The organism is Acinetobacter sp. YH12040, assembly GCF_013420005.1.
Classification (GTDB): Bacteria; Pseudomonadota; Gammaproteobacteria; order Pseudomonadales; family Moraxellaceae; genus Acinetobacter; species Acinetobacter amyesii.
On record NZ_VOZB01000004.1, the window covers coordinates 125,223 to 142,563 of the forward strand.

The 17,341-nt window shown below is 42.9% G+C and carries 15 protein-coding genes; 8 read left to right on the plus strand and 7 right to left on the minus strand.

Annotated features, from left to right (window positions below):
• Nucleotides 1-36 precede the first annotated feature (36 nt).
• The 5 genes from prfB (at nt 37) to FTT99_RS05810 (ending at nt 5,115) form a co-directional block, all read left to right on the plus strand.
• Nucleotides 37-1,132 (plus strand): peptide chain release factor 2 gene (prfB, locus tag FTT99_RS05790; protein ID WP_111884474.1). Its coding sequence is split into 2 segments (ribosomal slippage): nt 37-108 and nt 110-1,132, totalling 1,095 coding nucleotides; the frame shifts between segments, so codons are not numbered across the junction.
• 154 nt (nt 1,133-1,286) lie between these two features.
• Nucleotides 1,287-1,586, plus strand: coding sequence for a helix-turn-helix transcriptional regulator (locus tag FTT99_RS05795; RefSeq protein WP_180131173.1), 300 nt, complete (start codon nt 1,287-1,289; stop codon nt 1,584-1,586).
• A gap of 37 nt (nt 1,587-1,623) precedes the next feature.
• On the plus strand, nt 1,624-2,712 hold the full coding sequence (locus FTT99_RS05800; RefSeq protein WP_078193202.1) for an alkene reductase: 1,089 nt from the start codon (nt 1,624-1,626) through the stop codon (nt 2,710-2,712).
• 87 nt (nt 2,713-2,799) lie between these two features.
• Nucleotides 2,800-4,080, plus strand: a complete 1,281-nt coding sequence (locus FTT99_RS05805) for a 3-deoxy-D-manno-octulosonic acid transferase (protein ID WP_180121042.1) — start codon at nt 2,800-2,802, stop codon at nt 4,078-4,080.
• Nucleotides 4,081-4,404: 324 nt separating this feature from the next.
• Nucleotides 4,405-5,115, plus strand: a complete 711-nt coding sequence (locus FTT99_RS05810; RefSeq protein ID WP_180108850.1) for a 16S rRNA (uracil(1498)-N(3))-methyltransferase — start codon at nt 4,405-4,407, stop codon at nt 5,113-5,115.
• On the opposite strand, the gene FTT99_RS05815 is transcribed toward FTT99_RS05810, so the two are convergent.
• Entirely contained in the window at nt 5,101-6,072 is a 972-nt protein-coding gene (locus FTT99_RS05815; RefSeq protein WP_078193200.1) for a mechanosensitive ion channel family protein, read from the minus strand. The two genes, FTT99_RS05810 and FTT99_RS05815, sit on opposite strands and share 15 nt — an antisense overlap.
• 123 nt (nt 6,073-6,195) lie before the next feature.
• Nucleotides 6,196-6,774, minus strand: a complete 579-nt coding sequence (locus FTT99_RS05820) for a DUF805 domain-containing protein (protein ID WP_180131170.1) — start codon at nt 6,772-6,774, stop codon at nt 6,196-6,198.
• Nucleotides 6,775-7,058: 284 nt separating this feature from the next.
• Between FTT99_RS05820 and acs the strand changes: the two genes are divergently transcribed.
• Nucleotides 7,059-9,002: an acetate--CoA ligase gene (gene acs, locus FTT99_RS05825; protein WP_180131167.1), complete on the plus strand. Its 1,944-nt coding sequence runs from the start codon at nt 7,059-7,061 to the stop codon at nt 9,000-9,002.
• Nucleotides 9,003-9,307: 305 nt separating this feature from the next.
• Nucleotides 9,308-10,486, plus strand: coding sequence for an acyl-CoA dehydrogenase family protein (locus FTT99_RS05830; protein WP_180131165.1), 1,179 nt, complete (start codon nt 9,308-9,310; stop codon nt 10,484-10,486).
• A 71-nt stretch (nt 10,487-10,557) separates the two neighbouring features.
• Here the strand turns inward: FTT99_RS05830 and FTT99_RS05835 are convergent, their stop codons facing one another.
• The 4 genes from FTT99_RS05835 to msuE all read right to left on the minus strand — a co-directional run bounded on the left by FTT99_RS05835 (nt 10,558) and on the right by msuE (nt 15,086).
• Nucleotides 10,558-11,172, minus strand: coding sequence for a riboflavin synthase subunit alpha (locus tag FTT99_RS05835; RefSeq protein ID WP_180131161.1), 615 nt, complete (start codon nt 11,170-11,172; stop codon nt 10,558-10,560).
• Nucleotides 11,173-11,296: 124 nt separating this feature from the next.
• Nucleotides 11,297-12,715 (minus strand): deoxyribodipyrimidine photo-lyase, encoded by a 1,419-nt coding sequence (locus FTT99_RS05840; protein ID WP_180131158.1) that lies wholly within the window; start codon nt 12,713-12,715, stop codon nt 11,297-11,299.
• Between the two features lie 493 nt (nt 12,716-13,208).
• Nucleotides 13,209-14,315: a dimethylsulfone monooxygenase SfnG gene (gene sfnG, locus FTT99_RS05845; RefSeq protein WP_180131156.1), complete on the minus strand. Its 1,107-nt coding sequence runs from the start codon at nt 14,313-14,315 to the stop codon at nt 13,209-13,211.
• Nucleotides 14,316-14,354: 39 nt separating this feature from the next.
• On the minus strand, nt 14,355-15,086 hold the full coding sequence (gene msuE, locus FTT99_RS05850; RefSeq protein WP_078190544.1) for an FMN reductase: 732 nt from the start codon (nt 15,084-15,086) through the stop codon (nt 14,355-14,357).
• A gap of 375 nt (nt 15,087-15,461) precedes the next feature.
• On the opposite strand from msuE, the gene FTT99_RS05855 reads away from it, so the two are divergent.
• The gene (locus FTT99_RS05855; RefSeq protein ID WP_078190543.1) at nt 15,462-16,112 is read left to right on the plus strand and encodes a response regulator transcription factor; all 651 of its coding nucleotides are present in this window, start codon (nt 15,462-15,464) and stop codon (nt 16,110-16,112) included.
• A gap of 171 nt (nt 16,113-16,283) precedes the next feature.
• On the opposite strand, the gene FTT99_RS05860 is transcribed toward FTT99_RS05855, so the two are convergent.
• Entirely contained in the window at nt 16,284-17,051 is a 768-nt protein-coding gene (locus FTT99_RS05860; RefSeq protein WP_180078599.1) for a hypothetical protein, read from the minus strand.
• Between the last annotated feature and the right edge of the window lie 290 nt (nt 17,052-17,341).

Here is a 17,341-nt window from a genome sequence, read left to right on the forward strand (position 1 = left end):
TATTTAAGCCAAATTTTTTGATTGAGAGTAATTCACGTGGAAATTAATCCGTATCTATTACAGCTAAAAGACTTAAACGACCGTGGTCAAACATTACGGGGGTATCTTTGACTACGATCTGAAAAAAGAGCGTTTAGAAGAGGTTCTACGTGAGCTGGAAGACCCAGCAATTTGGAATGATCAAAGCCGTGCACAAGCAATGGCAAAAGAAAAAGGTGAACTCGAAAACGTCATTAACGTGCTCGAAGGGCTTTCAACTCAGCTAGAAGATGCCCAAGCGATGTTGGATCTTGCGGTTGAAGCAGAAGAAGAAAGCTTACTTGCGGATGTGCAAGCAGAGTTAACTTCAGCGGAAGCAGAACTTGCGAAATTAGAATTCCGTCGTATGTTCAGTAATCCGATGGACCCGAACCCATGCTATGTCGAAATTCAAGCGGGTTCAGGTGGTACTGAAGCACAGGACTGGGCATCCATGTTACTGCGCATGTATCTACGTTGGATTGAACGTCATGGCTTTAAAGCAGAAGTGATGGAAGAGTCTGATGGTGATGTGGCAGGGATCAAGTCTGCAACGATCCGTGTAGAAGGTGAGTATGCATATGGTTGGTTACGTACAGAATCTGGCGTACACCGTTTAGTCCGTAAGTCACCTTTTGACTCGGGTAATCGTCGCCATACTTCATTCTCAGCGGTTTTTGTATCCCCTGAAATTGATGACAATATTGAAATTGAAATCAATCCAGCTGATGTTCGTACTGATACCTATCGTGCATCTGGTGCGGGTGGTCAGCACATTAACAAAACAGACTCTGCGGTACGTTTAACTCACGCTCCAACAGGGATTGTGGTGGCATGTCAGAACCAACGTTCACAGCACGCCAACCGTGACCATGCATGGAAACAGTTACGTGCAAAATTGTACGAACTTGAAATGCAAAAACGTAATGATGCGGCACAAGCGTTGGAAGATACCAAGTCAGATATCGGTTGGGGCAGCCAAATTCGCTCATACGTTTTAGATGACTCGCGTATTAAAGACTTACGTACCAGTGTGGAAAGTTCAAACACCGGCGCAGTACTTGATGGTGATTTAGATAAGTTTATTGAAGCCAGCCTCAAACAAGGTTTGTAATTTAAATTTATATAGAAAACAAGGTTCTATCTGTTCTTGATCAATATATCTAAAAAAATCGATATAAAAATCGAAAAAATACGATATAGTGTATTCAAGATGCTGAATAGAACTTTGTTGTCCAAATTTTTATTTAATTAAACCCGTTTAAATTATGGATATTGATTTAATTTTTAAAGCACTTGCCAATCCGACTCGACGTCAAATCTTGGAATGGTTAAAAACACCTGAACAATTTTTGTCAGAAGAACAATGTGGCGGCTTTAATCGTGGTGTATGCGCTGGCAATATCGAAAAACTCGGTAATGTTTCGCAGTCTACGATGTCTAATCATTTGTCTGTGTTACAACAGGCGGGCTTAATTCAAGCCGAGAAATATGGTCAATGGTCGTATTTTTCACGCAATGAAGAACTCATTCAGCAATATATTGATTATCTGCAGAGCTCACTTTAAATCATTTTTCGCATTTGAAGTGTCAGGCGAGACATATATGGCTGAACTTAATACTCCTCTCATTTTGGGTGATTTACACCTCAAAAATCGCGTTGTAATGGCGCCACTAACCCGTAGTCGTGCAACCATTGACCGTGTTCCAACGCCGATGATGGCTGAATATTATGCACAGCGTGCAAGTGCTGGATTAATCATTTCAGAAGCAACAGTCATTTCAGAAGCAGCTAATGGCTATTTGCAGACGCCGGGTTTATTTACCGATGCTCAAGTTCAGGGCTGGAAATTGGTGACCCAAGCCGTACATGAACAGCAAGGTTTAATTGTGGCACAATTGTGGCATGTCGGACGTGTCTCACATCCCGATCTTTTGAATGGTGATACACCAGTTTCTGCCAGTGCGGTACAACAGGCGGGTTATGTCAGTCTGCTTCGCCCAAAACGCGAATATGTCGTGCCACGTCCATTAGAGATTGCAGAAATCAAAAGCATTGTTGAGCAATACAAACAGTCTGCGATCAAAGCCAAAGAAGCCGGCTTTGATGGTGTGGAATTGCATGCGGCCAATGGTTATTTGATCGATCAATTCCTACAAAGCAAAACCAATTTACGTGAAGATGAGTATGGTGGTTCTGTAGAAAACCGCGCACGTTTATTGCTTGAAGTGGTGGATGCGCTGATTGACGTGTGGGGGGCAGGTCGTGTAGGTGTGCATCTTGCGCCGCGTGGTGATGAACACGACATGGGCGATCATGATCCACGTGAAACCTTTGGCTATGCCTTAGAGCAGTTGGGGCAGAGGAAGATTGCATTTTTCTTTACCCGTGAATATCTGGCGGATGACAGTATTAGTGATTATCTGAAACAGCGCTCAAATGGTGTGCCATATATTGCCAATATGCGTTTAAGCCGTGAAGATGCTGTAGATTTATTAGCCTCAGGTAAAGCCGATGCGGTGTCTTTTGGTAAAGCTTATATTGCCAATCCAGATTTGTTTGAACGTTTAATGGCGAATGCTGCATTGAATGAATTGCAGTTGGAAAACATGATTGGAACAGATGTTGCCGAAGGCTATATTGATTATCCAAGCATGAAAAATAAATTTGGTTCAGGTCGTTCAACCTATTAATCGACACTTGAATACGCATTATCCATTAACATGTGGATAATGCTCTGATATATTCTGCCGATTCAAACCGTTTTTGAGCGTAATAATTTGACTACTCCTTTTTGGTATAACGCAGCTTTGGCACTGATTAAGCCGCTATATCAATGGCGCCTCAAAAAACGTGCTGAAGATCTCCAACTATATCAGCAAGAGTGTCTTGAGCGCTTTGGGCCATTTCAGCCGGTTAAAAACCGCAATGCAATTTGGTTTCATGTGGTTTCCGTAGGAGAAACCAACGCTGCACAGCCGCTGATTGAACATTATCTCAAAGCAGGTCATCCGGTCTTAGTCACCAATACCACCAAAACCGGACAAGCGCGTGCGAAACAATTATTTTTAAAAGCACCATATGAATCGCTATTTCAGGCCGTGTATCTGCCAGCAGATCAAAAAAAATTAGTCCGCCGTTTTATCGAAAAATATCAACCGAAAATGTTGGCTCTGGTCGAAACTGAACTCTGGCCAAATTTGATGATTGAAGCCGATCAGGCCAACGTTCCGTGTTTATTAATTAATGCCAGATTATCTGAAAAATCGGCGAAAGGTTATGGCAAAGTCCCGAGTTTGACGCAGCCGATGCTAAAGAGTTTGAAACAATTATTGGCGCAAGATCAGGCAACTTTAGCGCGATTTATTGAGTTGGGTGCAAATCCGCATACCAGTCAGGTCGTGGGAAGTATCAAATTTGATATTCATGCGCCCGATAGCTTTGTGCAACAAGCAGCGCAGTTGCGTCAAGATTGGGCTTTGCAAGATCGTAAAATCATCACCATTGCCAGTACGCATGCACCCGAAGAACAAAAACTGCTCGCGGCACTGCAGCCGATTTTGCAACAACAGCCTGAGCTGTTATGTATAGTTGTACCACGTCATCCTGAACGCTTTGATGAGGTTTTTGTAGAAGCGCAGAAACTAAATTTACGCACACAGCGCCGCAGTTTAAACCAAACAATTCAGCCTGAAACGCAGGTATATTTGGCGGATAGTATGGGTGAATTATGGCTTTGGCTGGCAATGAGTCAGGCGTGTTTTGTGGGTGGATCGCTCAATGAACCGGGCGGTGGACATAATATTTTGGAGCCCATCACGTTACATGTCCCGACAGTATTAGGTCAGCATTATTTTAATTTTCAAACCATTGTGGATGAATTTTTAGCGGCCCATGCGGTTGTGGTTGTGCGGGATTTTGAGCAGGCGGCCAGTGCATTGGTTGACATCATTCAAAATACTGCGAAAGCTCAGGCTTTAAATGATGCAGCTCAGCTGATTATGCAAAAGAATACCGGGTCGCTGCAAAAGCATATTCAGGTGATTGATCAGTACCTTTGATTTTTCAACCATGATTTAAATTGGTTGATGCTTTAAATAGATAAATGAATAGGCTCGACAGAGTCTTACATTTAAGATTTGAAGAAAGGGGTTAGCCTTCGGTTAGAGGTACTCTTACGAAACGTTGTTTCTCATTAGGTAAAATGAGATGCGAAGCTTCGCAAGGAAGCCATCTTGCGGTGCAATGCAGCTCACGACAAAACGCGTCGATTTTTTATGTCTAACAAATAATCGCTGAAATTTGAGTGATTCTATTGAGTGTTGCCTCGAACAGTTGTGGATGACGTTTTCGCGTATCCAATTGAACTGGGTAAGAGAATTTTTATGAACATCGTCCTGCTTGACCCACGTCAAACTGAATCTGAACTGTGGAGTATCAGTGCTAAACGCCAAATTGAGCATTTAAAAACCCATGTTGATGTACAGGTGGGCGATACCCTCAAAGTCGGGATTCGGGAAGGAAAGCGTTATTTAACCCAAATCGTCAGTATTGCGGATCACGGCATTCAACTTAAACCCTTACAAGAAGAAGAAGTACCAGCAAAGCATCCGGTGACTTTAATTGTGGCAATGCCTCGTCCGAAAGTGTTGCGCCGTCTGATCATGGATGCCGTCACCTTAGGCGTAGAAAAAATCATTTTGCTGCACAGTTATCGCGTGGATAAAAGCTATTGGCAGACCCCATTTTTACAGCAGCTCGATCACTATGTGACCTTAGGTTTGGAGCAGGCTGGTGACACCATTGCGCCCAAAATTGAACTGTATAAACGCTTTAAACCCTTTGTGGAGGATGTTTTACCGAGCATGATTTCATCGGACTATCCCGCTTATGTGGCGCACCCTTATGTCGAAGATGTGATGCCTGCAGGGATTCAACATGGATGTACGATCATTATTGGACCTGAAGGTGGATTTATCCCTTATGAGGTCGATTTGCTCATAAAAAACGGTTGCCAAGCAGTCAGCTTAGGCAACCGAATTATCCGGACAGAAACTGTGATTCCGTACGTTTTAGGGCGATTATTTAGCTGTTGACGCTTCTGTCTCAGCTTGATCACCACGGTAAACTTTAACTTCCTGTACAGGGTAAGGAATTGAAATACCATTTTGATTGAATGCTTGGATAACGTGTTCTTGCACTTCACTGATTGAGTTCGCAGTAGTGGTTTCAGTGGTATCTACCCACCAACGGACATTCAGATTGACCGAGAAATCAGCCAAAGCATTTACGTTTACGGTAAATGCAGGCTGGCTCAAGATGGTTGGATCTTTGTCCAAAATAGCCAAAACAATGTTTTTAGCTTTTTGAATATCATCTTCATAACCAATACCAACCACAAATTCACAACGACGACGTTGATAAGCGGTATTCACCGTTACCGCACTGGTGTAAACAGTCGCGTTTGGAATCACGATACGACGACCATCTGGAGAACGTAGGAAGGTTGCACGGATCTGAATATCTTCAACCGTACCTTCCATTCCTGACACAATAATATCGTCACCGATTTTAAACGGTTCACCGAGGAGAATCAAAATACCCGACAGTAAGTTCTGGAAAATATCTTTAAACGCGAAACCGATTGCGACCGAACCAATCCCCAATGCACTCATGAGCTGACCCGGTGTGAACCCAGGAATCGCAATGACCATTGCAATTAGGAAACCGAAGAACATAATGGCTGAGCTACCCACACGGTTCAGTACTAAAACTAGATTTTGTTTTGAGTAAGAACGGTCAGTGAGCGCTTTACGAACAAAGAATCTAAAGAGTTTAGACAGTAGATAGAAGATCGTAAAAACAATTAATGCGATACAAATATATGGCAGGCGTTCCCAAAATCCATCGACAAATTTATCGATCGTTGAGTATGCGTCATTATATTTAGAGGTATGTTCCAGCACGGTTTGTGCGGTTTTTTCTGTTGCCTCTTGCAAAAGTTGAGTCGTGCCTTGAGTGACATCACTCAAGGCATTTTCTTTTTCAGCCACGAGTTTTCCAAATGTTCCGATTTTTCGCTATTTTGCCTGAAATTAGTGGCGAAAATAACCCTCATTTACAGGCTTGTGAACAGATGTATCAAAATTCAGACAGGCTCAGATTCGGTCAGTGGCTTAGAAATATTCAGTACCTTGTTGAATGATTTCTGTCGGCGATTCAATTTCACCGCTACCCATCATATACGAGGTGATGCTACCTGTAGCCAAGAGCGACAAGACACTGATTAAAATCATCAACCATGCCAGAATTTTTTCCCAAACGGCAGCAGGGCGTGGCGCGCCGTATTGATTTACGGTCGGTGTGCCTGAGGCCAATAATAAATACAGGATAAAGAAAAGATTGATCATGGGGATAAATAATAATAGTAGCAACCAACCGGCTTTATTGAGGTCATGCAGCCGACGCACGACAAAGACACAATAGAAATAGATATAGAGAATAATAATTGCCAAATAGGCGAGGCCAGATACCCCGGTGAATATGCCAACAAATTGCTCATTTAACGCCATGGTATTGATGTTAAAAATACCCACGGCAAGGCTTAAAGCGATTATGGCAAAAAAGCTGATGATATTGAGAAAGCCATACCAACCAATCATGCTCAGTCGACCAAAACGTCCATCAGGTTTCAGGGGATTATCCGATGTAGTGGTCGTCTGACGGGAAAAGAAAGAAGAGTCATTGGTGTTCATGATCGGATCAACTCAACGTATATGAAAGAATAAAAAAGCGGAGTGCTGAGTAAAATTACCTTTGCAGTATAGGTTTAATTGAACTGGTCAGATACTGAATTAAAACATGTTTTTGTTGAAATTTTGCTTATAGATGTGCTTTAAATGGGAAAGAATAATACGACCAAAGCATGATTGCTGCGATTAAAAATTAATCGTCATACTGCTGTGATGCAGGAATTATAAAAGTAGAAATGTGGCATGGCATCTCGTGATGAGATGAATCAGATCAAGGAAAATACAATATGAAAGAGATCTATCCAGTACCTGAAAGTTTCAAAAAAACCGCGCGCATCAATGAGTCGGAGTACTTTGAGCGTTATCAAAAATCAATTGAACAACCAGATGAGTTTTGGGCGGAGCAAGCGCAAAAGATCGATTGGATCAAACCGTTTACCCAAGTTAAAAATACAAATTTTAAGCAAGATGATTTTAAGATCGAGTGGTTTGCTGACGGTGAATTGAATGTCAGTGCCAACTGTCTCGATCGACATTTAAAAGAACATCCACATAAACCGGCCATTATTTGGGAAGGTGATCATCCTTCACGGCATAAAATTATTTCTTTTGAAGAACTGCATGATGAAACCTGCCGTTTTGCCAATGTGCTGAAAAAACATGGCGTGGGCAAAGGCGACCGTGTGGTGCTGTATATGCCAATGGTGCCAGAAGCGGCTATTGCGATGTTGGCCTGTACCCGAATTGGAGCAGTACACTGCGTGGTTTTTGGCGGGTTCTCACCAGACTCATTGGCAAGTCGTATCGATGACAGTCAGGCGAAAGTCGTGATTACTGCGGATTGTGGGATGCGTGGTGGCAAGCCCATTCCACTCAAAGAAAATGTCGATCTTGCACTCGACTTCGAAGGGACATCTTCGGTTCAAAATGTCATTGTGGTACACCGTACAGGTAACCCGATTGAAATGAAGCCTGAGCGTGACCTGTGGTATCACATGGAAATCATGTCGGTCAATGATATTTGTCCACCTGAACCTATGAATGCCGAGGATCCGCTGTTTATTTTGTATACATCAGGTTCAACTGGAAAACCGAAAGGTGTATTGCATACCACAGGCGGCTATTTAACCTATGTGAATTGTACTTTCCGTGAAGTTTTTGACTTAAAACAAGATGATGTGTTTTGGTGTACTGCCGATGTTGGTTGGATTACGGGACACTCTTATGTGTTGTATGGGCCATTGTCGAATGGCACCACGACCGTGATGTTTGAAGGTGTACCACAATATCCAAGTTGGGCTCGGACCGGACATATTGTTGATAAACATAACGTCACTATTTTATATACGGCACCGACTGCAATTCGCGCCATGATGCGAGAAGGGGATGCCTTTGTCCGAGAAAGTGACCGCAGTAGTCTGCGTTTACTAGGTTCGGTGGGTGAACCCATTAACCCAGAGGCATGGAATTGGTACTACACCGTGGTAGGTGAAAGCCGCTGCCCAGTGGTGGATACATGGTGGCAAACAGAGACGGGTGGTTTCATGATTACGCCATTGCCGGGAGCAACCGATTTAAAACCGGGTTCAGCGACGCGTCCATTCTTTGGTGTACAACCTGCGATTGTCGATGCTGAAGGCAATGAGCTTGAAGGCGCCGTAGAAGGTAACTTGGTGATTAAGGATTCTTGGCCGGGACAAATGCGAACCATTTGGGGTGATCCTGAGCGCTTTATTGAAGCCTATTTCTCCACTTATCCGGGGACGTATTTTACAGGTGATGGCGCACGTCGTGACGAGTCTGGCTATTATTGGATTACGGGTCGTGTGGATGACGTCTTGAACGTTTCAGGGCATCGATTGGGAACGGCTGAAATTGAAAGTGCGCTGGTTGCACATGATGCTGTGGCAGAGTCTGCAGTGGTGGGTATGCCGCATGATATTAAAGGGCAAGGGATTTGCGCCTTTGTGACCTTACAAGCAGGGACAGCAGAGACGGAGGAGTTACGTCAGGAACTGGTGGCTTGGGTACGCAAAGTCCTTGGACCAGTGGCAACGCCAGATGCATTGCATTGGGCGCCGGCCTTACCGAAAACCCGTTCTGGTAAAATCATGCGCCGTATTTTAAGAAAAATTGCGGCCAATGAATTGGACTCTTTAGGTGATACCTCGACCTTGGCAGAACCTCAAGTGGTTGAACATTTGATTGCTACGGTTTATCCGAAGTCATAAGAACCATTTGAGCGTGAGTGATCACGTTCTGATGAAAGTTCACTATGGCTTATATGAAGGATTATTAAAGCAATAATGAACGTCCTTTCTCCTATAAAAGTTGATTAGGATGAAGGGGCGTTCATGATGCATTTTATCCATCCTAAATACGACGTATAAAATGATCAAATTATAAGTCGCCTGAATCTTGGTGACTTAGATTTCATGAGATATAGATTTTACAGATATAGACTGCAGGCATTGAGATAAGCTGAATGCCTCTACTTTGTTAAGCTAAAACTGTAACAGAATAATCAGACAGACATATGAATGCTTCAACTCCATTGACTCAAGATCCGATCGATATTGCCCAAAAACTGGCGGCAGAATTTGCCACGACGGCTGCTCAGCGTGATAAGCAGGGGGGAAATCCCAAAGCTGAACGTGATTTGATTCGTCAAAGTGGTTTACTTGCATTGTCCATTGGACAGCAATACGGTGGACAGGGTGCAGATTGGCAGACGATTTTTAAAACCATTCAAACCATTGCTCAAGTGGATAGCTCATTGGCGCATGTTTATGGTTTCCATCATTTATTAATTGCAACGGTACAGTTGTTCGCGCAGCCAGAGCAATATGGCCCGTGGTTTGAACAGACTGCACGTGAGCATTTATTTTGGGGCAACACACTAAACCCTTTAGACCGCCGTACTACAGCGACGCAACTGTCTGAACATGAATATGTGTTTCATGGCGATAAAAGTTTTTGTTCGGGTTCCATGGACTCAGACATTTTGCTGTGTTCTGGCTTCAATGAAGATGGAAAATTATTGATCGGGGTGATTCCTACAGCACGTGAAGGCGTCAGTTTTCTCGGCGATTGGGACAATATGGGACAACGTCAAACCGACAGTGGAAGTAGCCATTTTGAACAAGTTAAAATTTCCAAAGATGAATTACTACTGAACCCGGGGCCTTTGAGTACACCGTATTCAAGCTTACGTCCGTTGATTGCACAGTTGATCTTTGTGCATATGTTTTTAGGGGTGGCAGAAGGGGCTTTTGAAACAGCAAAACAGACGGTTCAAAACCAAAAAGCATGGTCAAAATCATTGGTTGAAAATGCAGTGAATGACCCATTTATTCAAAAGCATTTTGCTGAGTTTTATGTGCAATTAGAAAGTGTACGTTTATTGGCAGATAAAGCGGTTCAGCGTTTGCAATGGGCTTGGGAGATTGGTGAAGCTTTGACGGCGGAACAACGTGGAGAAGTCTCTATTGCGATTGCAACTGCCAAAATCGCAGCCACCAATAGCTCGCTATACATTACGCAAAATATTTTCCAAGTGATGGGCGCACGTGCCACAACGGCCAAACTAAATTTAGATCGCTTCTGGCGCAATGTACGTACCCAAACCTTACACGATCCGATTGATTATAAATATCAGGAGGTCGGTGAATGGGTGCTCACAGCGAAAGTGCCAGATCCAAGTTTTTATTCTTAAACGTATATTGCACATGAGCCAATAAAAAGCCTCCGTTTTGGAGGCTTTTTTGCAATGTGCTGTCAGTCGATTTAACGCTGATGAATATTTTCTAAGGTATCGACTAAGGTTCGCGTTGTTTGATCAATCTCATAATTCACGGCATCACCGACTTGGACATCTTTCCATGTAGTGAGGCGCAGTGTTTCAGGAATAAGATCGATTGAAATTTCACTGCTGGTACGATCAACACGGTTCACAGTCAAACTACAACCATTGAGCCCAATAAAACCTTTGAGAAAGAAATATTTAATATTGCCTGCCGGAATGTGAATATCGAGATGAAAGGTTTCCCCGCGATGCTCTAAGTTTTTGATCGTGGCTGTGCCTTCGATATGACCATACAGATTATGACCACCATTTTCTGCCCCAACTTTGGCTGAGCGTTCGACATTGACCTCATCACCGGCCTTGAGTGCTTTTAACGTGGTGAGTTGATTGGTCAAATCAGAGACATCAAAATGCACTTGGTTGGCTGCCAAATCAATATGTGTGGCCGTTAAACACACGCCATTAATCGCTACACTTGCCCCGATAAAGACATCATGAAAAAAATTTTGATGATTTGAAATCACTAAGGTTGTGAAGCCATTGCCTTGACGAATGTCTAAGACTTTTTCTAAACCTTGCACGATGCCTGTATACATAGGAGCGTCTCTAAAATGATTTGCGTTTTCTATATTGTAGGGACAAAACGAACGCTCGGCTATGCTTTACAGTGATCATTTCAGTACGGCGTTTTGATCTGTCGCAGTTCGATCTTGGCAATATCTACAATGCTCGGAATGTTTCAATTGCAGTTAAGCGAGACTGCTTTATATCGACGATCGGTTGAGGGTAATTCAATTCCAGTTGAGGATTTTTGGCAAAGGGTTGGTGAATTTGTTTGGCATCCAAATCTGCCAGTTCAGGTAGCCATTGACGTAAATAATCCCCGTTCGGATCAAATTTCTGAGATTGGCTGATCGGGTTAAAAATCCGAAAATAAGGTACAGCATCTGTACCCGTCGAGGCGCACCATTGCCAACCGCCATTATTGGCCGCTAAGTCGCCATCGACAAGGTGCTGCATAAACCATTGTTCCCCCAACCGCCAATCGATCAGTAGATTCTTACTGAGGAACATGGCACAAATCATCCGCACCCGATTATGCATCCAACCCGTAGCCAGTAGTTGACGCATCCCTGCATCGATGATCGGAATGCCCGTCTGGCCGTATTGCCACGCAGCAAAGTCTTGTGGTGCATGGCGCCATTTTATTTTTAAGGTTTTGGTTTGAAACGGCTGGTGCTGAGAAACTTGCGGGTAGTCAAATAAAATGTGCTGGTAAAATTCACGCCAAAGCAGCTCATCGAGCCAAGTTTGTTGTCCTCTGTGGTCGATCTGGAAATAGCCGCCTTGTTCACGAAACAGGGCTTGCAGACATTGGCGAATAGACAAGATGCCCAAGTTTAAATACATGCCAATTCGACTGGTTCCATTGAGCGCAGGAAAGTCCCGATCATCAGCATAACGATGCAGATGTTGTTCAATAAATTCATCTAAGCACTGTAGTGCGTGATCTTCTCCAATCGGCCAAAGCTCGATTTGAGCAGCTAACAGCGATGTGGGATAAAAAGGACGTAAATCAAATTGATTTTGCCACAGCGGATGCGAGGCGAGAGCCGCTTGGGCTTCAATAGCGGGATAACAAGTAGGCAAACTGATGCTCAATTTTTCGTAGCAATTTTTCTTAAATGCACCGAAAACTTGATAAGGATGTCCAGATTGATTGCGAATACTGCCAACAGGAAACAGGGTGCGGTCATGGTACAGCTCAACAGAGATGTGTTGCTGTTCTAATAACTGTTGTACTTCGCAATCTCGTTTAAGCTCATTCACACCATGTTCAATATGTGCATGAACAGTGTGTATATTGAGCTGAGTACATAGGGTTAATAGCTCAGTGGCGATGTCTGACCAATGGGGAATATGCTGAATAATCAGTGGAATATTTAGCTCAGCCAATTGCTGTCGCAAAAGTTCCAGTTGGGCAAGATAGCGATGGATTTTAATGGGGGCATCGTCATGCCTTGCCCATTGTTCAGGAGAAAGCGCAATAAAGGCAATCGTTGGACCAGACTGTGTCGCCTGCCACAGTGCGCTATGGTCATGTCGTCTTAAATCTTGTCGAAACCAAACCAGTTGCATGTTTATTGCCTCGTTTGTGTTGGAAATATCACTGGAATTACGGGGGTATCTAGTGGTAATGAAATTATCTAAAAAATCGATTTCTATAAAAAACCATATAATATCTATGGTTTAAGTTAACCGATTGCGCACAATGCTGTCAGCTTAAGCGTACAAGCAACGAAGTTTTTGACGCTAGGCGCACTTTTAAATTTTACCTAAGATGAACTTATACAGGAACAGGACGTTCCGGAACATAAAACAATAACAAAGTGTTCACCATCAGGACTGTGAAGCAAGACAGGAGTCATGCTTAAGTATCCATATAGAAAAAGCCCGACAGGATGTCGGGCTTTTTCTTTGTTTACAGATCCGCTCATTTTATAGAATCAGAGCATGTCTTTAAATTGGACTCGAGATAAAAAATCCCCTAAGCCGAGCCTTAGGGGAGGAAAGTGAAGTGAGCCGGTTGTGATTATTATGCTGATTACATGAGCTGTGACTGCATCAACAATTATGCTGATTTAGCCTGCACAACTTGCTGCTGTTGAGCTTCCAGTTCACGAACCAGTGGCAACACTTTTTCGCCAAAGTATTCCACTTCTTCAATGAAGTGGAGAAAACCTGAGAGAACCAAATCGACACCTACACTTTTGAGTTCCACAATGCGTTCGGCAATTTGTTGTGGCGTGCCAATCAGATTGGTTTTAAAACCGTCGTTGTATTGAACCAAATCTTTAAAAGTAGATTTTGCCCAGTTACCTTCGCCTTCTTTGGTGGATGCACCTGCTTCACGAGTTGCATCGCCAAAGGCATTGACCGCTTCGGTATTGGCATTGTCGATAATAGCTTGAAGCACCGCTTGGGCTTCTTCCTCAGTATCTCGGGCAATGATGAAGGCATTCACCCCGATTTTGACCTGATGGTTATTGGCTTTGGCTTTTTCACGAATATCATCGATCTGCTTTTTCAACTCAGCAGGAGTATTGCCGTTGGTGAAGTACCAATCGGAAACACGTGATGCCATGTCACGTGCTGCACGTGAACTGCCACCTTGGAAGATCTCGATATGCGGTTTTTGCACCGGTTTTGGAGATAGAGTGTAGTCTTTAAATTGATAGTATTTACCATCAAAACTAAAGTTATCCTGCGTCCAAACGCCTTTTAGGCTACGAATGAACTCTTCAGAGCGCGCATAGCGTTGATCATGCTCGGGCCATTCTTCACCAATCGCATCAAACTCTCCACGGAACCAACCACTTACAACATTGATTGCAATACGGCCATTGGTAAGATGATCGATGGTCGCCAATTGTTTTGCAGCCAGAGCCGGTTTCCAAGGGCCGGGTAAAATCGCTGCAATGACTTTGAGTTTTTCAGTTTTGGCCAAAATTCCATGGCTGAAACTCACCGATTCGTGTTGATTTTCCGCGTTATAGCCTGCGGTAAAACGAATTTGAGTCAGCGCATAATCAAAGCCACTTTTTTCTGCAGCTTGTGCCAAACGCACGTTATAGTCATAGCTCCAATCGGTACGCTGTTCAATATTACTGACCACCAAACCACCACTCACGTTTGGTACCCAGTACGCAAATGTAATGTTTTTTTCTTGTACTGACATTTTGCAAACCCTCGGGATCGAATTGTTATGCTGTGGTGTTTAGGCCACTTGCGTTTTTGGCTTTTTACTATGCAGTCGAGCTTCAGCGGCATCCAAACTTGGAACAGCTGCAGAAGGAAGGACTTCTTCTTGCTCGATTTGTTTATTAATGCCCAAGTTTTGGTTGGCTTGTTGAGACTTGGCTTTCACCACTTCAGCACGCTGACCTTTGGCTGGAGCCCATTCCAAAATCGGCAGCGCACGTGCTACAGCTAAAGTAATGCGGTCACGGAGTAATTCACTATGAATGGTGTATTCAGGGGTGAAATCACGGTCTGTTGCATAGACTCCGATTGGTAATGTTTGCGCTTGGAAGAAACTGAACAATGGACGCAATTGATGTTCAAGCACTAAAGCATGGCGTTCAGAACCACCCGAAGCTGCAAGCAAGACAGGAACATCGACTAATGCAGTTTGTTCGACAAAGTCAAAGAAGTGTTTAAACAGACCTGTAAATGAAGCACGGTAAACTGGCGTTCCAACAATCAGTGCATCAGCAGCTTCAACGGCAGCAAGGTCATCTTGTACACGTTGTGGCAATTGGTTACGGTAAATCGCACCACCTAATAAATTGCCAATTTCGCTAAACTTAATAAAATGCACATTGATTGGAGTCGCATCACCGAGCTCATCAACAATAGCTTGTACCAAAGCTTCGGTTTTAGATGGATTGTTTAGGCCACCTGATACAGCAACAATATTCAGGGGTTTTTGTAGATTAACTTGAGACATTTTTTAAACCTAAAAGTGTGGTTTCTCGGAATGCCTTTTATTAATCCCGATGGGTGGATCACTGTAAAATAACGAAAATCAGAAAAGTTATCTGATTTTTAGATATGTTGGAAAAACCACAAGATTCGTGAAATTTCAAATTTTAAACTGTTGATATTTCAACATATAATGCTTAGATATAAGCATTTTTACTGTGTTGATAAAATTTATATGAAAATATGATTAGATTTAAAGATTTATAGAAAATGCGAAAAAAAGACGCATTTTAGGTGAAAATCTACATTTTAAATGCAAAAAAATAAGTTCTTGCATATCCTTCACATAGCATGTGTGGTTAGAATAGGGTCATTGTGCACAAGATCTCTCACGTTGCTTATGAATATTTTAATCGTTGATGATCACCCGCTGTTTCGTCATGCTTTAATTCAGGCGGTTCGTTATAGTTTGCCTCAGGCGCAAATTCATGAGACTGCAGCAGTCAATGAATGCTATGAACGTCTTGAAAATGGCCCTGAGCCTGATCTTGTGTTATTGGATTTAAACTTGCCAGGTGCTTCAGGCTTTTCTGCCTTGGTGCATATACGCGCACAATATCCATCGATTCCAATCATTGTGGTCTCTGCGCATGAAGAAGCGTCTATTATCCAACGTGCGATTGCACATGGTGCGATGGGTTATATTCCAAAATCTGCGCATCCAAGTCACATTGGTGAAGCGATTCGTCAAGTCTTAGAAGGCGAGATTTGGTTGCCACCAAATTTACCTGCCAACATGAACTTTGACCCACGTGCTGCTGATGAAACTGCATTGGCGGAGCGTATCCAGTCATTAACACCGCAACAATTTCGCGTGTTAATGATGGTGGCGGAAGGTTTGTTGAATAAACAAATTGCCTATGAGTTGGATGTGTCTGAAGCAACCATCAAAGCGCATGTAACGGCGATTTTCCGTAAGTTGGGCGTACAAAACCGAACTCAAGCTGTATTGGCTATTAATGCACTGAATATTGAAGAAAAGAAAATTTAAGGATTTTTTCAAAAAAAAAAAAGACCTCCACGCTGGAGGTCTTTTTTATGCTGTTTAAGCGCTAATGCTGGCGCTGGATCATTTCGGTGTAAATGCTGTTAGGTCTTTACATGCGGTTTAAAAGCAATAGAGCAATGCAACTTAACAATGACTTAAACAAACCACTTCAACTTAAGCAATATAGTCTTGCTTAGGCGTCAGATCGGTACAGTACAAAGGGTTGAGCGCACATTGCAATTCATCAATTTGTTCATCGGTCACATAGCCGCGCGCTTTGAGATAATCCGCGACACGGTCATCACGTAAACTCAGGAAAGCCGCATCATAAACGCCCAAATCCACAAATAGGGCTGCAGTCTCTAAACTGTTAAAACGGTCCAGATAGACATCATTGTCATACATCAGGAAGATATGGTCTTGCTTGGAGTTGGCATCGACATTTAAACGTTGAGCCAATTCAAATGGTGCTGTTTTAATAAACAGTAAATCGGATAATTCATCAAACTGTGTTTTATCCAGCTGGTTTTGGTCGGTTTTGACTTTACCAAGCCACGCTTTAAATACCAAAACCGCACCACCACGCAGTAGCATGCTCCAAATCTGATGACGGGTGTCCAAACCTAAGCTATTGGATTCTGCTTCTAAATTTTGCAGCAGTAGATCTTCTTGTTCTGCCAGTCGATCGAATAAGCCAAGGCCTTGGGGTTTGTAAGCATTCGGTGCAAAGACATCAAAATTCAGTTCGTCAAATACCTGTAACGCAAGAGGAACGGCACTGCGATAGAGTGTTTCCAACGCTTCGACTTGCACATCACTTAATTTGCTGAACTTAAATAATTGACGCCAGTCGATCTCTGGCAAAATGGCATTGGCACCATACTGACGATGAAACTGTAGATTTTGATCAAAACCATGCGGCATTGTTTCTGAAATATTCACAAGATCACTCCTAATATGCGGGGGAGATCAGCTTCTCAAGTGTTGAGTTATGACGCTTCTTGAATTGGCTTGAAACTGATCAACTTCTTATAAATATTTTTAAAACGAACGGCGGCAGCTAAATATAAGACTAAAGTTTTAGTTTTTATTTTTGCTTGTAAAAATCTGATTTAAATCAAATATATTTTTAATTGTAACTAAGTGTACAAGTGTTCACTCATGTATTCGATATCTTTTGCCATAGGCAATCAAAATTTGATATTTATGGCTAATAAATAGACGAAATATCG